Below are 18,621 nucleotides of genomic sequence, written 5' to 3' on the forward strand. Positions count from 1 at the left end.
GCGTTGAGCCCTTGAAAGAGCGAGGACTCGTGACGCTTCTGCATGGGGGGCAGCTACCCCGCTTTGAGCTCGACTTTCAGCCGAGTGCTGCGTTTCGGATCGAACTGCCGCCAGATTTAGACTACTTGGATCAACAACGTCGACTTACAATTCTGATCCCGGCGGACTTTCCGTCAGTCTTGCCGCGCGTTTTTATTCAGCCTAGCGCCTATCAAAAGTGGCCGCATTGCGAACGAAGCGGGCTGCTTTGCTTGTGGCCGGAAAACAACGAGCCCCAGGCCTCCCCTATTGAACAGATCGTAGACATGATCTTCGATCGGATTAGCTACGTACTCCATCTGGTGCACCCATCAACCGATGATGTGGAGCGGCAGTCAGAATTCGAAAGCGAGTGGTTGTCGTATTGGCCACCAAACAACCCTAAAAAATATCGCGGGCACAGATCAGTCTTGATGCTGGATGTACCGGATGGCTTAAGTCAGTTAGACGCTCAGCTAGTCATCAAACCTGGCCGCAGAGAGCGAAGTGAGCGGTCAAAAATGGCGCAATGGGATCAGCTGGTGTTAGTGGCGAGTGATCCGCTGCAAATGGAGCGCTGGGGAGCCCATTTTACTCGCCTAGACGACCCCGAGGCTCAAGCCGTCGCTATTTATGTCCCGCTAACAACACCGTTGCCGGTCGGGATGCCTAGAACGCTTGTCGACATCCATTCACTTTTGGATGACTCTGCCTCACAGCTTCTAAGCGATACATTGAACTCGGCTAGCGTTAAGCGCACCTACGTCTGGGTTATTTTCGGCGCCACTTTCGAAGCCGGATCTGCTTACGTCGCTGTCGAGCTAAAACCGCATATCGAACGGTGGCCTCCTCGTACGGGGTATAGGAGCGCGAAAGAAACTCGAAACGCGGACAAAATGCGCCCTGTCACCTGGGCCCCTCGTGCAATAGATGTGATGAGGGCCGATCGAGCATGGCTTCTGGACCGTGCAATTGATCAAAAGCGACTGTCATTACGGACCTCGCGGGTTCTGCTAGTCGGCTGCGGATCTCTGGGTAGTTTAGTAGGCGAAGCGCTTGTCCGGGCGGGCATTGGGCGAATAACTCTAGTGGACCCAGATCAGCTTGAAGCCGCTAATATCGGTCGTCACGTACTCGGAGTTGACTCCATCGGCCAGTATAAAACCGCCGCCCTGGCGCGACATTTCGAGCGGATCATTCCAGATGTCGAGATCATTCCAGTCAAACGGAAACTCGAAGATGCCGCTCGTGCAGAGGTCGATATAAGTTCTTACGATCTCGTAATCTCCACGACAGCTGACTGGCGTTGCGAGCAATTTCTATTGGATTCGCAGTTCGGCGTTGCAGTTGCTCCGCCACTGGTTTGCGCTTGGATCGAGCCATACGGTGTCGCTGGTCACGCCTTTTTACGCCGTAGCAAGCATGAGAACTTTCGATCTCTTTTTACCGATAAGGGACACTTTCATCGCCGTTGTAGCGTTTGGCCGGCAGGTACGACAGTGCGGAATTTACCTGCCTGCCAGGCAACATTTCAGCCCGCAGGCTTACTCGGCATTCAACCGGTGGCAAATATGGTCGCGCAAATGGCCTTGGCAAGCCTGCAGTCCAAGATAGCTCGTGGCCAATTATGGACCTGGTGGACCAGCGCGGCGGGAACAAGGGAGTTTGGAGGCGAAATTTCAGTGGAATCTGAAACGCTGTCTGAGAATGCAATCAATAAAATCGACTGGTCGAGATTGGCGGATCTCCATTCCAAGAATGATGATCCTAGTTAGCAACGATCTGAGCAGCCGAGTTCTGCTGTCTGACGACGTTTGCAGTTCGATGGCAGTTCATCGGCAACGCCGTTTCTGGCAGCCAGAACGTGGTGGCCTTTTATTTGCTGATCGCAGTCATGCTTCGAGGAGCGAAATATTAATCTCTGAGGCAACTCCGCCACATTCAACGGACAGGTCGCGTCGTAATTCGCTCGAAATAGCGCATAAGCGCTGCTGTGAAGAAATCCAAGACGCCAATCGGCGCGGTTTGCTATTCGTAGGTTATTGGCACACACATCCCGAAGCTAATCCTTCCCTTTCACAGCTGGATGTCACCTCCTTTACTAAAAACCTTTCTGATGGGGATCATGGACTGACTAGTTTCCTAGCCATCGTAGTGGGTAGCTCGAAGTCCATACACGACGGTTTTGCTTGTTATTTGATTACAAATCAACAACACGAACGGCTTTCACCGTTGGAAAACGGCTGACCGAATACGATCGGCGCGCAAACGCAACAATGTAATCCAACACTCGCTTGGTTCAATGTCGCTTGCTATACAAATGTTGCGCTCGACTGGGGACATAGGCGCAACAAGCTGTCGACAAAACGTTGAGCAACACTTTTTCGACATAGCAAGAGCATCAGTCCAGTCCCAAGCGTGGATTTCTCTCACAACAGTCTCCGAAGTTGCACCTTTTTGGAAGTACGATAGTGCGAGGATGATTACGTCATCTGGCCCATGTCTCGTCGATCCTCCATCTCGCGCGGCTCAGGAAAAGCGCGTCAGCGATATCAAGTGTTTGCGCACTATCTCCGGCGCTCGCTCATCGCTGCCGATCATTTGCGCCAACCAGTAACCATCGACCGCGAAACGCGCGATCGCAAGCTGTATGTCGTCATCAGTGTCGTCGTGAGCGCGGCGTAGCGTGTTCATCCGGTCGGCCCACAGTTTGCGCATGCCTGCATCGCTGATCGCCAGCACGCATAGTGCTGCGCGTGGATGGCGATTCGGCTCGGTGATGTCTGCCATCGTGGTCTCGATATAGGCCCGGCTGAATACGCCGTATGTCTGTGTCTGGCTGGCCATACGCGAGGTGATTTCTTGTTCATAAGCCTCGATCAGATCCGCGAACAACGCATCGAGCAGCCGCTGTTTGCTGGCAAAGTGATGCAGCAGTCCGCCCTTGGTGACGCCGGCGGCTTGTGCCACGGCCTGGACGGTAACGTTCTGCAAGCCCTGGGCCACCGCGATCTGCTGCGCGGCGTCTAATAGAGCTCGCCTGACGCGGGCGGGTTCCTTGGGGCGTTGATGCGCGTTGTTCATGAGATGTCTTTTTGCAACCTGATTCGTGAACGCGCCGTGTGATGCGCGTTGGCGCGCCCGGCATATCAATGGCTCGCGGCAGCAGAAAATCCATTGATCAGCACGACGCCGGCGATAATGCAGCCGATGCCGGCCACGGCTGGTGCGTCCAGCGGCTGGCGCAGCACCAAGGCACCGATCACGGTGGTTGCCACAATGCCGAGCCCGCCCCAGATGGCATACGCCACGCCTAGCGGTATCGTTCTAAGTACCAGCGTCAAAAGATAAAAAGACAGAATATAAGCCACGATCATGCCCAGGGTTGGCCACAGGCGTGTGAACTGTGCTGACTTGGCCAGGCAGGTGGTGCCCACCACTTCGGCCGCGATGGCGAAAACCAGCAAACCATAGGCCCAGACAAGCTCGCGCATGCATCATTCCAAGTAAAACACGACTAAAAATACCATACGGTTGGTTTCTTGGCGTTCGAACGACGACCGAGCTCTGCTCACAAGCGCTTCGCCTTCGCGTATTCTTTGGCGCCGTCTTTCAGTTGGCTCGGGCCATGATGCGCTATATCGATCGGTTCACCCTGCTCTTGTTGGCCGTGATCGTTGCGGCCGCGGTTGCTCCGGTACACGGTACGGCCGCCGCGGTGCTGGGCTGGATCAACGAAATCGCCATCGCGGGCCTGTTCTTTTCGCACGGGGCTGCCCTCTCGCCGGACTCGGTGCGCGCAGGCGCCGGTCATTGGCGGTTGCAGCTGGCGATTCTGGGCATGACGTTCGGGATTTTTCCGTTGGTCGTGCTGCCGATCTCCTGGGCGGCGCCGCTGCTTTTGCCGAGCGCCTTGGGCCTGGGGTTTCTGTATCTTGGCGCCCTGCCCTCGGCTGTCACCTCGTCGATCGCTTTCACCGCCATTGCCCGCGGCAACGTGCCGGCCGCGATCTGCGGGGCTGCGGCATCGAACGTGTTCGGCATGATGGCCACGCCGTTCGTATTCATGCTCCTGGCGCAGTCCAGCGGTAGCGCCGGGCTGGATGTGGGCCATGCACTGGTACAGATCGTGATCCAGCTATTGCTGCCGTTTGCTCTCGGCCAAGCGCTTCGGCCGTGGCTGGCCGGTTTCATGGATCGCCATGCCACCGCAGCGGCGCGCTATGACCGCGGGGTGATCCTGTTGATTGTCTATACGGCGTTCTCTCAGTTCGTGGCCAGCGGCTACTGGCGTGACACACCGCTTGGCGCCCTGGCCGCCGCACTTGTGCTGTGTGCGGTATTGCTTGCGTTTATGATGGGTTTGGCGGTCGCACTGGCGCGCGTTCTGGGGTTTGGCCGGGCGGATGAGGCCGCGCTGTTGTTCTGCGGCTCGAAGAAGAGTCTTGCCTCCGGCCTGCCGATGGCCAATGTCCTGTTCGCCCATCAGCCAGGGCTGGGGCTGATTATTCTCCCGATCATGATCTATAACCAGACCCAGATCATCGTCGGTGCGCTTGTCGCACGTCGCTACGAGCGCCGTGCCATGCAGGCCAGCGATTCCGCCGACCCGAGCACGCCATGAGCGTGCGGGGCGCGGCTCGGGGCTCGGCCCTGTGGACGGTCGTGGCCGTTGTGGCCGCAGCGATTACGCTGCCCTTCGGTGAGTCGGTCATAGGCGTTCAGCTGGCGGCGATCGGGCGTACGTTCGATGCCGGGGGCGCGCCGCTGCAGTGGTTGGTCAACGGCTATATGCTGACGTTTGCCACCAGCATCCTCGTGGCCGGCGTGGCAGCCGATAAGCTCGGGCGACGCCGGCTGTTCGCGGCAGGGCTTCTAGTCGTGGGCCTGGCCAACGCCCTGGCGATCGTCGCTCCCAGCCTGGGTTGGCTGATCGGCCTGCGGGCGGCGGCCGGGTTGGGTGCCGGCACGCTGCTGGCCACCGGTCCCGCGCTGCTGGCGGCCCGTTTTCCCGACGACGACAAACCCCGGGCACGTGCGTTCGCGGCGTTCGGCTCGGCCGCGGGCAGCGGTATCGCCTTTGGCCCACTGGTGGGCGGACTGGTCATGGATCAATTCGGCTGGCGTGCGGTGTTTGCTGTGTATTTGCCGTTCATCGTGCTGGCCGCGCTCCTGCTGGGCCGTATCGCGCCCTCGCGCAACCCCGACGCGCCGCCGATCGACGCGGCCGGCATCGGGCTGTTTGTCGCCTGTCTCGGGCTCGTCGTGCTGGCGATCCAGGGCTCCGGCTATACGGCCACGCTGCGCGCCGGGCTCGTGGGCGTGGCGATCGGTCTACTCGTTCTGCTTGTCTGGGTTGAACGGACACAAACGCACCCCGCGGTCGAGCCGGGCCTGTTCGCCAACCCCACGTTTCGCGTCATGTCGCTCACGATGACGTGCTGGCAGATCGGCGTGGCCATATCCATGGTCTATGTGCCGGCGGTGGCCGTGGCCGGCCTGGGAGCCAGCCCCGCGGCAGCCGGCGCCTCGATTCTGCCGATGGCGGTACTGTTGTTCGCGGCCACGCCGTTGGGGCCCTGGCTTGTCTCGCGCGCCGGTATCCGTGGTTTTGTACTGGCCTGTATCACCACGATGGCGCTTGGCGATGCGCTGGTCTGGGCCAGCCTTACCGCGCCGGCGCCCTGGCCCACGATAGGCCTTGTCGCCGGGCTATCGCTGATCGGGCTCGGCGGCGGCACGGCCAACGGCAGCATGGATAATCTGGCGATGGCCACCATCGCGCCCGAACGCGCCGGCATGGCGGCCGGTCTATTTCAGACCGTGCGTATCGGCTCGGCCGCACTGGCGGTCGCAGCGGCCGGTGCCGTGGTTGCGATCGGCCACCACCCGAGCGAGTCGTTGTCTGGCGAGGCGGGCGTGACAGCGCGCTATGCGATGCTGGCCGGTGTATCCGCCCTGGTGATGCTGGCCGTCGCCGGGCTTTGTTTGGTTTTACTTCAATCCAAGATACGGAAAGGACACCCAAGCCCATGAAACTTTACGGCGTACCCCTGTCGCCTTTCGTACGCAAAGTGCTATTCACCCTCGATGCGCTGGATCTGAGCTGCGATCACGAAGAACTGGCGCCGGGCAGTGACAATTCGGCTTTTCGCAAGACCAGCCCGGCCGGGCGTATACCCGGTTTTGCTGACGGTGATTTCCAGATCGCGGATTCCGCGGCGATCTGTCGCTATCTCGTCACCCGCGAGCGTAGTGAACTGATGGGCGGCCCCAGCCCGCAGCGCCAGGCGCGTATCGTGCAGTGGGAGACCTGGGGCGATGCTGATCTCGGCCCGGCCCTGCTGGCGCCGCTGCTCGAGCGCGTGGTGAAACCGGTTCGCCTGGGCCAGGCCACGGACGAGGCACGCGTGGAAACGGCCGTGGGCGAATTACTGCCGCCGGTCTACGCCGAACTCGACGCGGCCCTGGCCCATCGTGGCCCCTGGCTGATCGGCGAGGCGTTTTCTTATGCCGATATCGCGATCGCCTCGGATCTGTCGACTGCTGAAATTGCCGATGTGTTGCCGAGCGAGGGCAGGTATCCGGCTCTGGACGGCTGGCTGGCGCGTGTCCGTGGCCAGCGCGGTTACCAGACGCTGATGGATATCACGCGCGACTATATTGCTCGATCAAAAAACGCCTGAATCACACACTACCCTGTGCGCGGGCATGCAGCCTGCGCACCTGTTCGGCCAGATGCGTCACCGGCCCATCGACGACGAGACCGGGCGCGACCTGGTTGATTGCCAGTGGCGCGATCGGCGGCGGCGCGGCGTCGAATGCGGCCAGCCACTCGACGAGCTGGTCCATGGAGCTGGCATAAACGATACGCCCGAGCCCGACCCAGGCGTGGGCGGCTGCGCACATCGGGCAATGCTCGCCCGAGGTATAGACCGTGGCCGTACGGCGTGCCTCGGGCGACAGGTTTTGTGCCGCCCAACGCGCCAACGCGAACTCCGGATGCTGGGTGGCGTCACCGCCGCCGACGAGATTGCGTTCCTCGCGCAGCACGATGCCCTGCGCATCGACCAACACCGAGCCGAACGGATCATCATCGGCCTCCAGCGCTATTGTGGCCAGCTCGATACAGCGCTCCAGATGTTTCGTGTCTTGTTCAGAAATCGACATGTTGGCCTTCGTGTTTGAGGTAATCCGCGTTCGGGCAAAATCTGCGGATAGATAAAGAATCAGGCGCTTATTGAGATGCGCCCTCCTGAGACGCCTCCAGATCGAGTAGCGTGTTTTCTAGGCGTTCGCGATGAGCGCCGGGCTCGGCCCACAGGCCGCGTTGCATGGCCTCGATCAGGCGCTCGGTCATGTCGCCCAAAGCATGCGGGTTGTGTTCCTCCATGAACGCACGATTGTCGTCGTCGTGGACGAACGCATCGGCCACGGCGGCGTATTGATAATCGGCCACGGTATCCGTGGTGGCATCGTAGGCGAACAGATAATCCACGGTGGCGGCCATTTCGAATGCGCCCTTGTAGCCGTGGCCCTGCATGGCCGTGATCCATTTCGGATTGGTGACGCGCGTGCGCATGACGCGGTTGATCTCTTCGTTCAGGGTGCGGATACGCGGTGCAGCCGGGTTGCTGTGATCGCCGTGATAGATCGCCGGCATGTCGCCGGCGCGGGCTGCACCCGCGGCGTTGGCCATGCCGCCCTGAAACTGGAAATAATCGGCCGAATCGAGAATATCGTGCTCGCGATTATCCTGATTCTGAATCACGCCCTCCAAGCGGCCGAGGCGATCGACGAACGCGGCGTGGGCCGGCTCACCGTAGGCACTCTGGCCGTAGGCATGGCCGCCGCGCTGGATATAGGCGTTGGCCAGGTCGGTCTTGTCCTGCCAGGCGCCCTGCTCGATCAGCTCGGACAGGCCGGCCCCGTAAGCGCCCGGGCTGGCGCCGAAGACACGATACCGTGCCTGGCGCGCGGCCGCCTCGGCTGTCTGACCATCGGCTTGTAGATCGGCTTGGCGCGCGGCGATGTTCTGGCGCACGGTGTTGGTATTACCCGGCTCGTCGAAATCGGCCAGGGCCTCGACGGCCGCATCGAACAAGCGGATGAGGTTGGCAAAGGCATCGCGGAAGAAGCCCGAGACGCGCAGCGTGACGTCGACCCGCGGCCGGCCGAGCTGGAACGCCGGCAGGATCTCGAAATCCACCACGCGATTCGAGCCGCCCGCCCAGACCGGGCGAATGCCCATGAGCGCGAACGCCTGGGCGATATCGTCGCCGCCGGTGCGCATGGTCGCCGTCCCCCAAACCGATAGCCCCAGTTCACGCGGGTAATCGCCGTGATCCTGAAGATGACGGGCGATGACCGCCTCGGCGGAGCGCTCGCCCAGCGCCCAGGCGGTGCGTGTGGGGATCGCCCGGCTGTCCACGGCATAGAAGTTGCGGCCCGTGGGCAATGTATCGAGCCGGCCGCGCGTGGGCGCCCCGCTCGGGCCCGGCGGTACGAAACGCCCGCTAAGGCCGGCCAGAGTATGACGCAGTTCATCGGCGATGCCGCGTTCCAGCGCGGGTAGCAGCGAGGACCGCACATAGCTCAACAAGGCAGCCGTTTTAGGCAGCGCATCGGCGTCGATCGGCGTATCGGCCAGGACGCTGTCGGCAACGAGGTTGGCGGCCAGTGTTTCCAGACGCGTGCGCGTGTGGTGATCGGTCCGCCAGCCCGCATCGCTAAGCGCTGCCAGACGATCGGGGCGCGGCCCATCCCACGTGACGCCGCTGCATTGCAGCGGGTCGAAATCGCCCAGGCCGAGATCCGCGGCCAGTGCCTGGACGATACTCTGGTCGGCCGCACTGTCCCCCCGCGGCATACGCACGAGCGAGACCAGGGTGTCTGCCAGCACCTGGTGCTCGGGCATTTCACCGAACCGATGCAGGCCGCCACGGATCTGGGCCTCTTTCAGGTCACAGATATAAGTATCGAGCCGGTCGAGAATGACCTGATCACAGCCGTCATCGCCGGCGATCTCCTCGGCGACATGGCTGCGCCGGGCCAGGGCCAGAATCGCGTCGCGTAGATACGCCTCGCGGCGGGTGTCCAGGCCCATCGCCTCGAAGTATTCATCCACCAGGCCTTCCAGCTCGGCGAGATCGCCATAGGTCTCGGCGCGCACGATCGGCGGCGTCATATGGTCGATGATCACGGCCTGGCTGCGGCGTTTGGCCTGGGCGCCCTCGCCCGGGTCATTGACGATGAAGGGATAGAGTTGGGGCATGGCGCCCAGCACGATATCCGGCCAGCATGTCTGCGACAGCGCCACGGATTTGCCGGGCAGCCATTCGAGGCTGCCGTGCTTGCCGACGTTGACGAGCGCATCGATATGATAGACCGCGCGCAGCCAGGCATAGAAGGCCAGATAACCGTGTGGCGGCACCAGATCCGGGTCGTGATAGTTCGCCGCCAGATCGATATCAAAGCCGCGGGCGGGCTGTGGGCCCACGAAGACATTGCCAAAGCGCAGGCCGGCAACCTGGAGCCGGCCGGCCTGATACTTCGGATCGGCCGTGGCCGGGCCCCAGCGTTGAATCACCGCGCGCTGGGCAGCCGCCGGCAGTTCGGCGAACCAGGCCTCGTAATCGGCCAGCGCGATGCTCTGGTGCGTCGGCTTGGCATCGTTGGTGCGCGCGTCGTTGGACAGCGCCGCCAGCAGACGGTCCATCAATGTCTTGGCATCAACGGGCAGTGTGCCGGTGGTATAGCCGGCATCCCGCAGGGCGCCGAGCAGGTTCAGGGTGGCTGCCGGCGTATCCAGGCCCACACCGTTGCCGATTCGCCCGTCGGTACCGGGGTTGTTGGCCAGCACCAGCGCGACACGCTTGTCGGCGTTGTCCGTGGTCTGCAGCCGGGCCCAGGCATGGGCCAGGTCGGCCACGGCGGCCGCGCGTTCGGGCAACAGCGCATGGCGCACCACATCAATCTGGCCCGCCGGGCTGCGATACGCCTGGGTCTTGAACCCGATCGCGCGGGTCACGATGCGCCCGTCCAGTTCGGGCAGCACGACATACATGGCCAGATCCCGCGCGCGCAGCCCGGCATCCTGAGCCTGCCAGGCAGCCTGCGTGGTACTGGCCAGGATGAGTTGCAGCACCGGAATATCACGCTCGAACATGGCGCGCCCGGTGCCCGGCTCCGAAGCCGCGGCGGCATTGGTGGCGGCCCGCAGGGCAAAACCGGTGGTGTTCAGTACCACGCTGGCATGGCTGGCCTCGATCACCCCGTTGAGCGCACAGAGACACCCCTGCTCTTTCAAGGAGGCCACGGCGACGGGCACCGGGTTGAGTCCGCGCTCGGTCAACACATCGAGCAGGTCATCGAACACGGCCATGTTGCCGTTCTGCAGATGGCTGCGATACAGCACCACGAGTGCCACCGGGCGTGCCGGGTCACGCGGCCACTTGGCCCGCCAGTCGGCCAGGTCGGCATTCGCGCGGCCCGGGTGATAGATCACGGTTCGTGCCAGGCGCTGTGGCGCGGGCGAGTGCCGGTCATGGCCCAGGCAGTGGCCCGCGACGAAGTTCAGCAGCGCTCGCGCATTGGCGGCCCCGCCCTCGCGCAGATAGCGCCAGACTTGCCGGGCCGTGTCGTGCGATACGGTGCTCGCGGCGAACAGATCATCGTCGGGATAATCCTCGCCGGGCACCAGTATCAGCTGACGGTCGGGGTGTTCGGCGGCCCAGGCCGTGAGTTGCTCCACGCCGTAGGGCCAATAGGCCCGCCCGCCGGTGAGCGCCACGATCACCACGCGCGCATGATCGAGTGTCTTGTCGCGATACAGATCCAGAGCGGCCGGCTTGGCCAGATTGCGCCAGTTGGCCAGGCGCACCGAGGGCATGTCCGCGGGCATCGCATCGAGCGTTTCGGCCAGCAGGCCCAGGATGCCGTCGGCTGCGGCCATGATGACGACATCCCCCGGCGACTGATCGAGATCGATGATGCCCTCATCATCGCTGAAACCACCGGGCTGGGCGGCTAGAAGATGCATTTAATTAAAACTTTGAACGCCACGCTTACAGTCAATGAAAAGAAACGATTATTTTTTATCGTCACGCCGCGTGAAGCGCATCAGATCGTAGGCGATATAAGCGAAAAAACCGCTGATGCTCAAAACAACCATAGAGGCAAGAATTTCCATTATTCATTCTCCAGCCGGTCGATTTCCAGCTTGATTCGGATATGAAGCAATGCGCACATCACGAAAAATCCGATAAACGCCGTTGCTGCACATATGACAAGACCAGGCGACGTGGTGCCAACGCGCGTCATGATCCATCCGCCGAGGCTCAATAAAGTGACCAGGAACACACTCAACCAAAGTTTCAGGTAAGCAATCTCTTCAACGATTTTCTGTTTATTGGACATTGAACCGAGACGATACGAGATGCCTAGTCAGATTATCATGGCAGCGCACAAGGGCTAGTCCGCCAGTTCAGCCGTGGCCAGGCGTGAGCGAATCCGCTCGTGATCCAGATCGTGTCCGATGAAGACCAGGCGTGTCTGGCGGGCCTCGTCGGCCTCCCACAGCCGGTCAAAATAGTGCGCGATTCGCTCACCCACGCCCTGCACGACCTGGCGCATCGGCTTGTCGCCGGCGGCCACGAACCCCTTGGCGCGATAGATGGTCTGCTCGGCGATCAGCTCCTGCATGCCGTTCAAAAGCGCGTCGGCATCCACGCGGCCGAGCGTGACCACGGTGGAGTCGAAATGATCGTGGGCGTGCTCATGGGACTCCCCGGCGGCGTGATGGGCATCGTGATGCGTGGTGATGCTCTCGATACGATCCTCGGTGGCGGCATCCAGGCCGGTCAACACTTCCGGATCGGCCTGGCCGTTTTCCACGAACAATGTTTTCACCCGCGCCGGCAGCCGCTCGCGTAGCCATACCTCGACGGTTTGTCGCTCGTCGTCGGAAAGCTGGTCGGCCTTGGACACGATCGCCAGATCGGCGGCCGAGATCTGGTCGTCCAGCAGCTCTTCCAGCGACGGGTCATGATCCAGCGACTCGTCCGCCTGGCGGGCCGCATCCACCGCGTGGGGGTCATGGGCCCAGGTGCCGGCGGCGATCGCCGGGCCATCGAGCACGGCGATCACCGAATCCACCGTGCAATGCCGCTTGATCTCGGGCCAGTTGAACGCCTGAACCAGCGGCTTGGGCAGGGCCAGGCCGCTGGTTTCGATGACGATATGATCGATAGTGTCGCGTTTTTCGATCAGTTTTTTCATCACCGGCACGAACTCTTCCTCGACCGTGCAACAGATACAGCCGTTGGCCAGCTCGAAGATGCCGTCCTCGGTTTCAGTCGCCTCATCATCACAGGCCAGCGGGCAGCCGCGCAGCAGTTCGGCATCGATATCCATCTCGCCGAACTCGTTCACGACCACAGCGATGCGCTTGTTGGTCGCGTTCTTGATGAGATTGGATAGCAGCGTGGTCTTGCCGCTGCCCAGAAAGCCGGTCACGACCGTGGCGTGGATCTTGTCGAGTTGCATGCAAACGCTCCTAACGGGTCAGATCGATGTGGCGCCGAACAGCTGGGCCACGGCCGGCGGGTTGGCGCCGAAAAACAGATGTAGATAAGTCGCGGTCAAACGCCGATCACGCACGATGGGCTCACCGGGCGCGGGATGACGTGCCCGGCGGCCGTGGGCGATCGGCGTGGGGCCGTCTTCGGTCCGTGTGCGGTGATGGGCATGCCCGCGGATATCGCCCTCGGGCAGAGGCGCGGTCTGCATGCCCTGGCAACCGCCGCGATCGCGCATGATGCCGTGGCCGGAAATCAAGCCCATCATGGCGTGCGTGGTGCCATCCAGTTCGGTCAGATGATCCTGTAGATAGAGCATGCCCCCGCACTCCGCCAGGATCGGTTTGTCATCGGCATGGAAGGCTCGCAAGGCCTCGCGCATTGCGGTATTGGCGGCAAGCGCCGGCCCGTGCAGTTCCGGGTACCCCCCCGGCAGCCAGAGCGCATCGACCGGCGGCAGGCTGGCGTCTGCCAGTGGCGAAAACGCCACGAGTTCGGCGCCCATGGCTTCCAGCAAGCGCTCGTTGGCTTCATAGACGAAGCTGAAGGCCGTATCGCGGGCGATGCCGATCCGCCGGCCTGCCAACCATCGGCCGGGCACGGCCGCCGGATACGCCTGAAACACCACGTCGCGGGCGGCATCCATCAGCGTCGTCGTCGCGATCATCTGGGCGGCGTGCGACAGCGCGGGGTCAAGTGCCGCACCCGGCTCATCCGGGCTGACAAGCCCGAGATGACGATGTGGCAAGGTCAAAGCCTGGTCACGAGACACGTGGCCAAGGAAGCGGATATCGCCCGGCAGGGCCTCGGCGATCAGAGCCGCGTGGCGCTGGCTGCCCACGTTGTTGGCCAACAGCCCGGTCACGGTGAGAGCGGCACGGGCGCCGGCCAGTCCGGCCGCCAGTGCGCCGACGGTCTGGGCCATGCCCTGACAGTCGAAGATCAGGGCAACCGGCAGGCCAAAACGTACAGCGAAATCCGCGCTCGAGGGCTGGCCGTCGTACAGGCCCATCGCGCCTTCAACCAGAATGATATCGGCCCGGCTTGCCGCCTCGAACAGCCGCTGGCCGCAGTAAGCTTCACCCGCCATCCACAGATCGAGCGGCTCGACCGGCTCACCGGCGGCTGCGGCCAGCACCTGTGGATCGAGATAATCCGGGCCGGTCTTGAACACGGCCACGCGCTTGCCTTGACCGCGCAGATGACGCGCCAGGCCGGCAGTGAGCGTTGTCTTGCCTTGGCCCGAAGCCGGGGCTGCGATGAATAGTGCCGGGCAAACCGTCGTGTGCTGGCTCACGACGCGCCAGCCTCGAGATGCGCCAGATCGATATGCCGAGCACCCAGCGTGGCGGCCAGGCCAGCCGCCCGGCCCAGCCGAACCCGCGCGGTCTCGGCATCCACGACGATCATCTCCCACGGCCAGGCAATGTCCTGGATATGATCCCGGCTGCGGCCGTCGGTGACCAGCCAGCTGCGGATCGGCTGTCCCGGCGTCTGGGCCGCATGGCTGGCCAGGTCTCGCTCGGCCTGGGCGAGCGCGGGGCCCAGCGGCGTGCCCCCGCCGGTCTGACAAGCCGCCAATCGATCGCTGATATCCCGCGGTGCGCGCTGTGGCGTGACCAGCCACTCTATACGCGCGCCGCCGAAAACCAGGAGTGCGAAATGACGCCGCGTGCGGTAGGCGGCCGCCGCGATCGCCAGCACGCCGGCCCGTGCCCGGGCCTGGCTGTGCTGGCCCAGCGTCGAAGCCGAGATATCGAGCAGCACACAATCCAGTAGCGACTCGCGCTGCGCGCGGGGCCGATAGACCGCCTCTCGCGGGCGGCCGGGGTCGCGCGCTGTCTGAGACAGGGTCTGAAACCAATCGATACGCGCCCCTCGTGGCCCGGCCATCACCGGGCCTTGCGACGTGCTGTCACGGCCGCGCCGACGCCCGGCCGGTGTGGCCTCAGTGGCCCGGAATGGCGCGCCGGTTCGCACAAGCCGTGTCGTATCCAGAGCGTACGCGCCGGCGGGCTGGACATGGCGCGGGGGCATGTGGCCCCAGTCGCTCCCGGCGTCGTTGCCCGCGGTCGTGTCTGTCGCCGGTGGTGACGGGGGCTCGCGCCCGTGATCGGCAGCGTCACCGGCCCCGCCGTCGTCATTGTCGGCATTGGTCTCGCTGTTGCCGTTGCCATGGCTCGGGCTGGCGCTCGTACGACGATGACAAAGCACAAAATCCGCCACGGCCTCGATATCCTCGCCCTCGACCGTGTCCTTGCCCTGCCAGGCGGCGTGGGCACGCGCGGCGTGGCGCCAGTGCAGATCGGCGCGCACGCCCTCGACGGCTGCCTCGTGGCAGCGCCGGGCGATCTCATCCTTGACCGCGTCCGGGGTCTGTACCGTGCCAAGATGGCCTCGCGCGGTCTCGATTCGAGCGGCCAGCTCGGCCTCGGCGTGTTCACAGCTGGCGACGAACCCCGTGGGATCGGCCTCAAAGGCCAGGCGCTGATCGACGATGGCACGCCGCTCGGTCGGGGAAAGCCTCTCGCCCAGCTCGACACAGAGCCCGAAGCGGTCAGACAGCTGTGGCCTGAGCGCGCCTTCGTCCGGGTTCATCGTGCCGATGAGCACGAATTCGGCGGCATGTGTTCGGCTGATGCCGTCACGCTCGACGTGATGGGTCTTGGAGGCGGCGACATCGAGCAACACATCGACCAGCGCATCGGCCAGCAGATTGACCTCGTCGATATACAGATAACCGCCGTGTGCTCGCCCGATCAGACCCGGTTTGAAGATCACCTCACCGCCATTCAGCGCGCTGGCCAGGTCAAGGGTGCCCACGACCTGCTCTTCCGTGGCGCCCAGCGGAAGCGTGACGAAGCGCCCGGCCGCACGACGGTCGATCGCTGCCAGCCCGCGCGCCAACGTCGACTTCGCCACGCCCCGCGGGCCGGAGATCAGTACACCGGCCAGCCGCGGCTCGACCGCGGCGAGAATCAGCGCCCGCTTTAGCCTGCTTTGGCCGACGACGGCCGTGAACGGCAGCGCGGGAGCGGGTACGGGCGCCGACACGTGATCAGGCACGGGCCGGTTCCGGGCGTGGCGTGTTGATCAGGGCCGGGGCGATCCAGCGCTGCATTGCCCAGCCACACAGCACGCCGAGGATCACCCAGAGCACCAGATTGGTACCGGCCGTAGCCCAGACAAACTGCTGATGCAGGGTGACGAGTGCGGCGTTCGTGCTGCCCGGCTCGGCGCTCGGCAGCGGTGCCCCGTAGAGATACGGCAGAGGCAGCAACAACAAAGCAGCCCATTTCATGCGCCCCGGCACAAAGATCACGGTCCACAGCGAAAAGCCGACGAGCCCGACCGTGGCGATCCACCAGAGCTGGCGTGCCGCCAGATCGGCGGCTGGCGCGCCGGGCAGCTCAGGGGCCAGCCCGAGCGCCGGGGCCACGAATACGACGCCAAAGGCGCCTGCCCCCCAGACCAGCCCGCGCAACGGAGTGGTTGGCCGGCCGTGCAGCACACGGGCCAGGCTCATCGCGACCAGCAGCATCAAGGCGAAGCCGATAGCGACCCCGATACTGGCGACAACGGTGAAAAACATGCGCTGGCCACCGTCGGCGGGTGCCCAGGCGTGGTCATGGTGATGATGACCGGCCGCCGCGTGGTCGGCCACTTCGTATTGCTCGGCGGCCTCGATCAGCGGTGCCGTGGTGACCTGCTCGGCCAGACCCAGCACCACGCCGGCCACCACGCCGATTGCCACGGCGCAGAGGATCAGTCGTCGGAACAGCATATCGATTCCTGTTGTTGATGAAATCGCGCCGCGGATCGCGCCGCGCGTGCCCGGTGTACTACCGGTCAACGCCCATCAATGACAGGGAAAGACAGCCGAGTGGCGCACATCGTGGGCCGCGTTATGGACCGGCATGATGTGTGAAAACCCGACGCCGTAAACGATGAACAGCCCAATCAGTGCGGCCCCGCCCAGTTGCGCCATCTGGCGCGTGGCCGATTGCGCGGGCGTGCTCGGCGCGTGTGTCGTCGTTGCGGTTGTGCTCATGTACTCACCCGTACTGTTGTCGATGTGGCGGGCCGGTCTCCGGACTCACGAGCGATCGTTGCCGATCCGGTTCGTGCCTTCCCACGCTCTTGGCGCAGTGGCGTTACCAACGAACCTTGTCTCGTCTACCGTTGCGGGGGCAGTGATGGCCTGGCACGAAAACGCACGTACCATCTTCCCGATTATCTCTGCGCGGCGAACCGGCAGAGCACCCGATCAGCCGAGTCTAGCAAGGCGCGTCGGCCGGTCAAATCAGGCCTCGGCTCGAGGCCATGTCACGGAGGCGCCATGAGCACGGATCTCTCGTCAATGCGACACCGCACATCCTGGGTGTTGGGGATCGGTCTGCGAGCGCAATGTCCGCCGGATGATCTGATCAGCCTGGTCACTCGAATCACCGCCGATCACGGGCTGGCGATGACGGATCTGGCCGGCATTGCCACCTGGCAGGCCCGTATCAAAGCCCCCGCGATTCACGCGCTGGCTGCGTCTCTGGATTGCTCGATCGTCGGACTGGAACGCCCCGAGCTGGCACGCGTCGGCCCGCGTGTGCTGACCCGCTCGCCGCGCCTGCGGGCCCTGATCGGTATCGATAGCGTGGCCGAGGCGGCCGCACTTGTGCTGGCCGATCGCCTGGCCGGCGGGCAGCCCGGCGCGCTGGCGGGTCCGCGCCGGCAGACCGATCTCGCCACGGCGGCTTTGGCGACCTGCGCAACCGACTGGGCAATCGATAACGTAAACTACCCACTGGATTGATCGTATCGTCTTGCATGCAGGGTGTGACTCTACGACTGACCGGCGGGGATCGAGCGGCGCTTGTGGTCGGTGCCTCGGCCAAGGCAATGGCCGCGGTGGCCACGCTGCGCGGGGCCGGCATGCCGGTTCGGCTGTGTGCGACGCGCAGGCCGCCGGATCCGACCGGTTTGACCGATCATAGCGATGTGGACTGGTGTGCGCGGGCGTTTACCACGGACGATATTCGAGCCGCACGGCTTGTCATTGCCGCCGATGATGAGGCGGCCGTGAACACCCGCGTGCGCGATGCGGCACGTCGCGCCGACAAACTCTTTCTGGATGCCACCACGGGCCTTGGCGACTTTGAGCTTCTGGATACCGGCCACGACGATCAAAAGCGCGATGATCTCTGGCAACACGCCCAGGTGTGTCTCGTCGGTGCGGGCCCCGGCGATCCGGGCCTGCTCACGCTCGACGGGCGCCAGGCGCTGGCCGGCTGTGACGTGGTGCTCTATGACCGGCTGGTCGCCCCGGCCCTGCTGGATTTTGCCCCGGCCGGTGCCACGCGTCGTTTCGTGGGCAAGCAGCGCGACAATCATCACATGCGTCAATCCGCGCTCAATGCCCTGATGATCGAGTTGGCCGGTCAGGGCCAGCGCGTGGTGCGGCTCAAGGGCGGTGATCCGTTCGTGTTCGGGCGTGGCGGCGAGGAGCTCATTGACCTGGCCCGGGCCGGTATCGCCACCCGTGTGATTCCCGGCATCACCGCGGGATCAGGCTGTGCCACCTATGCCGATATCCCGCTGACCCATCGCGGCGTGGCGGCCAGCGTGCAGTTTCTCACGGCCCACGGCCGCGACGGCGAGCTGGATCATGACTGGACCTCGTTGGTGCGCGGTGGCCATACGCTGGTGGTCTACATGGGGGTGATGGCGCTCGAGAACCTGTGCCCGGCCCTGACCCGCCACGGCATGCAACGCGATACGCCGGCCGCGCTCATCGAGCGCGGCACCACGCCTGAACAGCGCGTGCTGACCGGCACGGTGAGCACCCTGCCCGGCATCGCGGCCCGGCACACCGTGACGCCGCCCGCGGTTCTGATCGTGGGGGATGTGGTCAACCTGCGCGGCGTGATCGGCCAGGCCCGCCTGATCGAAAGCGCGGACCAGACAGCGCGCGCGCCGGGCTCGCCCCGCGCCTACGGGATTTGATGCGCCGGGCGGTGATTTGGGCGATCAC

17 protein-coding genes and 1 riboswitch are annotated in these 18,621 nt (G+C 63.8%); of the genes, 7 read left to right on the forward strand and 10 right to left on the reverse strand.

Going from position 1 to position 18,621, the window contains the following annotated elements; translation table 11 throughout:
• The first annotated feature begins 29 nt into the window (after nucleotides 1–29).
• Nucleotides 30–1,793: a ThiF family adenylyltransferase gene (locus SAJA_RS13810; protein WP_184999904.1), complete on the forward strand. Its 1,764-nt coding sequence runs from the start codon at nucleotides 30–32 to the stop codon at nucleotides 1,791–1,793.
• Nucleotides 1,780–2,265 carry a Mov34/MPN/PAD-1 family protein gene (locus SAJA_RS15620; RefSeq protein WP_425471671.1) on the forward strand — a complete coding sequence of 162 codons (486 nt, stop codon included), beginning with the start codon at nucleotides 1,780–1,782 and terminating at the stop codon, nucleotides 2,263–2,265. Before SAJA_RS13810 ends, SAJA_RS15620 begins: the two co-directional genes overlap by 14 nt.
• A 282-nt stretch (nucleotides 2,266–2,547) precedes the next feature.
• On the opposite strand, the gene SAJA_RS13820 is transcribed toward SAJA_RS15620, so the two are convergent.
• Nucleotides 2,548–3,102 carry a TetR/AcrR family transcriptional regulator gene (locus SAJA_RS13820; protein ID WP_123659257.1) on the reverse strand — a complete coding sequence of 185 codons (555 nt, stop codon included), beginning with the start codon at nucleotides 3,100–3,102 and terminating at the stop codon, nucleotides 2,548–2,550.
• Nucleotides 3,103–3,167: 65 nt separating this feature from the next.
• Nucleotides 3,168–3,512, reverse strand: coding sequence for a DMT family transporter (locus SAJA_RS13825; protein WP_123659258.1), 345 nt, complete (start codon nucleotides 3,510–3,512; stop codon nucleotides 3,168–3,170).
• Between the two features lie 137 nt (nucleotides 3,513–3,649).
• Here SAJA_RS13825 and SAJA_RS13830 point away from each other — a divergent pair, with 137 nt between their 5' ends.
• The 3 genes from SAJA_RS13830 to SAJA_RS13840 are packed head-to-tail and all read left to right on the forward strand — an operon-like array spanning nucleotide 3,650 to nucleotide 6,704.
• A complete protein-coding gene (locus tag SAJA_RS13830; RefSeq protein WP_221180261.1) occupies nucleotides 3,650–4,642 on the forward strand; it encodes a bile acid:sodium symporter family protein in 993 nt (330 codons plus the stop codon).
• Nucleotides 4,639–6,054 carry an MFS transporter gene (locus tag SAJA_RS13835; RefSeq protein ID WP_123659260.1) on the forward strand — a complete coding sequence of 472 codons (1,416 nt, stop codon included), beginning with the start codon at nucleotides 4,639–4,641 and terminating at the stop codon, nucleotides 6,052–6,054. Before SAJA_RS13830 ends, SAJA_RS13835 begins: the two co-directional genes overlap by 4 nt.
• Nucleotides 6,051–6,704, forward strand: coding sequence for a glutathione S-transferase family protein (locus tag SAJA_RS13840; protein ID WP_123659261.1), 654 nt, complete (start codon nucleotides 6,051–6,053; stop codon nucleotides 6,702–6,704). The genes SAJA_RS13835 and SAJA_RS13840 overlap by 4 nt, the downstream gene beginning before the upstream one ends.
• A gap of 1 nt (nucleotide 6,705) precedes the next feature.
• On the opposite strand, the gene SAJA_RS13845 is transcribed toward SAJA_RS13840, so the two are convergent.
• The 8 genes from SAJA_RS13845 to SAJA_RS13880 all read right to left on the reverse strand — a co-directional run bounded on the left by SAJA_RS13845 (nucleotide 6,706) and on the right by SAJA_RS13880 (nucleotide 16,647).
• Nucleotides 6,706–7,182: a deaminase gene (locus SAJA_RS13845; protein WP_123659323.1), complete on the reverse strand. Its 477-nt coding sequence runs from the start codon at nucleotides 7,180–7,182 to the stop codon at nucleotides 6,706–6,708.
• Between the two features lie 73 nt (nucleotides 7,183–7,255).
• Nucleotides 7,256–11,059, reverse strand: a complete 3,804-nt coding sequence (gene cobN, locus SAJA_RS13850; RefSeq protein ID WP_123659262.1) for a cobaltochelatase subunit CobN — start codon at nucleotides 11,057–11,059, stop codon at nucleotides 7,256–7,258.
• Nucleotides 11,060–11,208: 149 nt separating this feature from the next.
• Nucleotides 11,209–11,436 carry a hypothetical protein gene (locus tag SAJA_RS13855; RefSeq protein ID WP_123659263.1) on the reverse strand — a complete coding sequence of 76 codons (228 nt, stop codon included), beginning with the start codon at nucleotides 11,434–11,436 and terminating at the stop codon, nucleotides 11,209–11,211.
• A 54-nt stretch (nucleotides 11,437–11,490) separates the two neighbouring features.
• Nucleotides 11,491–12,564 carry a cobalamin biosynthesis protein CobW gene (gene cobW / locus SAJA_RS13860; RefSeq protein WP_123659264.1) on the reverse strand — a complete coding sequence of 358 codons (1,074 nt, stop codon included), beginning with the start codon at nucleotides 12,562–12,564 and terminating at the stop codon, nucleotides 11,491–11,493.
• A gap of 18 nt (nucleotides 12,565–12,582) precedes the next feature.
• A complete protein-coding gene (locus tag SAJA_RS13865; RefSeq protein WP_123659265.1) occupies nucleotides 12,583–13,893 on the reverse strand; it encodes a cobyrinic acid a,c-diamide synthase CobB in 1,311 nt (436 codons plus the stop codon).
• A complete protein-coding gene (locus SAJA_RS13870; protein ID WP_123659266.1) occupies nucleotides 13,890–15,662 on the reverse strand; it encodes an ATP-binding protein in 1,773 nt (590 codons plus the stop codon). Before SAJA_RS13870 ends, SAJA_RS13865 begins: the two co-directional genes overlap by 4 nt.
• Nucleotides 15,655–16,380: a CbtA family protein gene (locus SAJA_RS13875; RefSeq protein ID WP_221180263.1), complete on the reverse strand. Its 726-nt coding sequence runs from the start codon at nucleotides 16,378–16,380 to the stop codon at nucleotides 15,655–15,657. Before SAJA_RS13875 ends, SAJA_RS13870 begins: the two co-directional genes overlap by 8 nt.
• Nucleotides 16,381–16,455: 75 nt before the next feature.
• Nucleotides 16,456–16,647 carry a CbtB domain-containing protein gene (locus tag SAJA_RS13880; protein ID WP_123659267.1) on the reverse strand — a complete coding sequence of 64 codons (192 nt, stop codon included), beginning with the start codon at nucleotides 16,645–16,647 and terminating at the stop codon, nucleotides 16,456–16,458.
• A gap of 13 nt (nucleotides 16,648–16,660) precedes the next feature.
• A riboswitch (cobalamin riboswitch) is annotated at nucleotides 16,661–16,878 on the reverse strand.
• Between the two features lie 57 nt (nucleotides 16,879–16,935).
• Here SAJA_RS13880 and SAJA_RS13885 point away from each other — a divergent pair.
• The gene (locus SAJA_RS13885) at nucleotides 16,936–17,403 is read left to right on the forward strand and encodes a cobalamin biosynthesis protein (protein ID WP_123659268.1); all 468 of its coding nucleotides are present in this window, start codon (nucleotides 16,936–16,938) and stop codon (nucleotides 17,401–17,403) included.
• A gap of 14 nt (nucleotides 17,404–17,417) precedes the next feature.
• Complete coding sequence (cobA, locus tag SAJA_RS13890; RefSeq protein ID WP_123659269.1) at nucleotides 17,418–18,593, forward strand: uroporphyrinogen-III C-methyltransferase; 1,176 nt, start codon at nucleotides 17,418–17,420, stop codon at nucleotides 18,591–18,593.
• Nucleotides 18,594–18,621 lie beyond the last annotated feature (28 nt).

Origin of the sequence: Salinisphaera japonica YTM-1 (assembly GCF_003788585.1) — a bacterium.
Taxonomy (GTDB): Bacteria; Pseudomonadota; Gammaproteobacteria; order Nevskiales; family Salinisphaeraceae; genus Salinisphaera; species Salinisphaera japonica.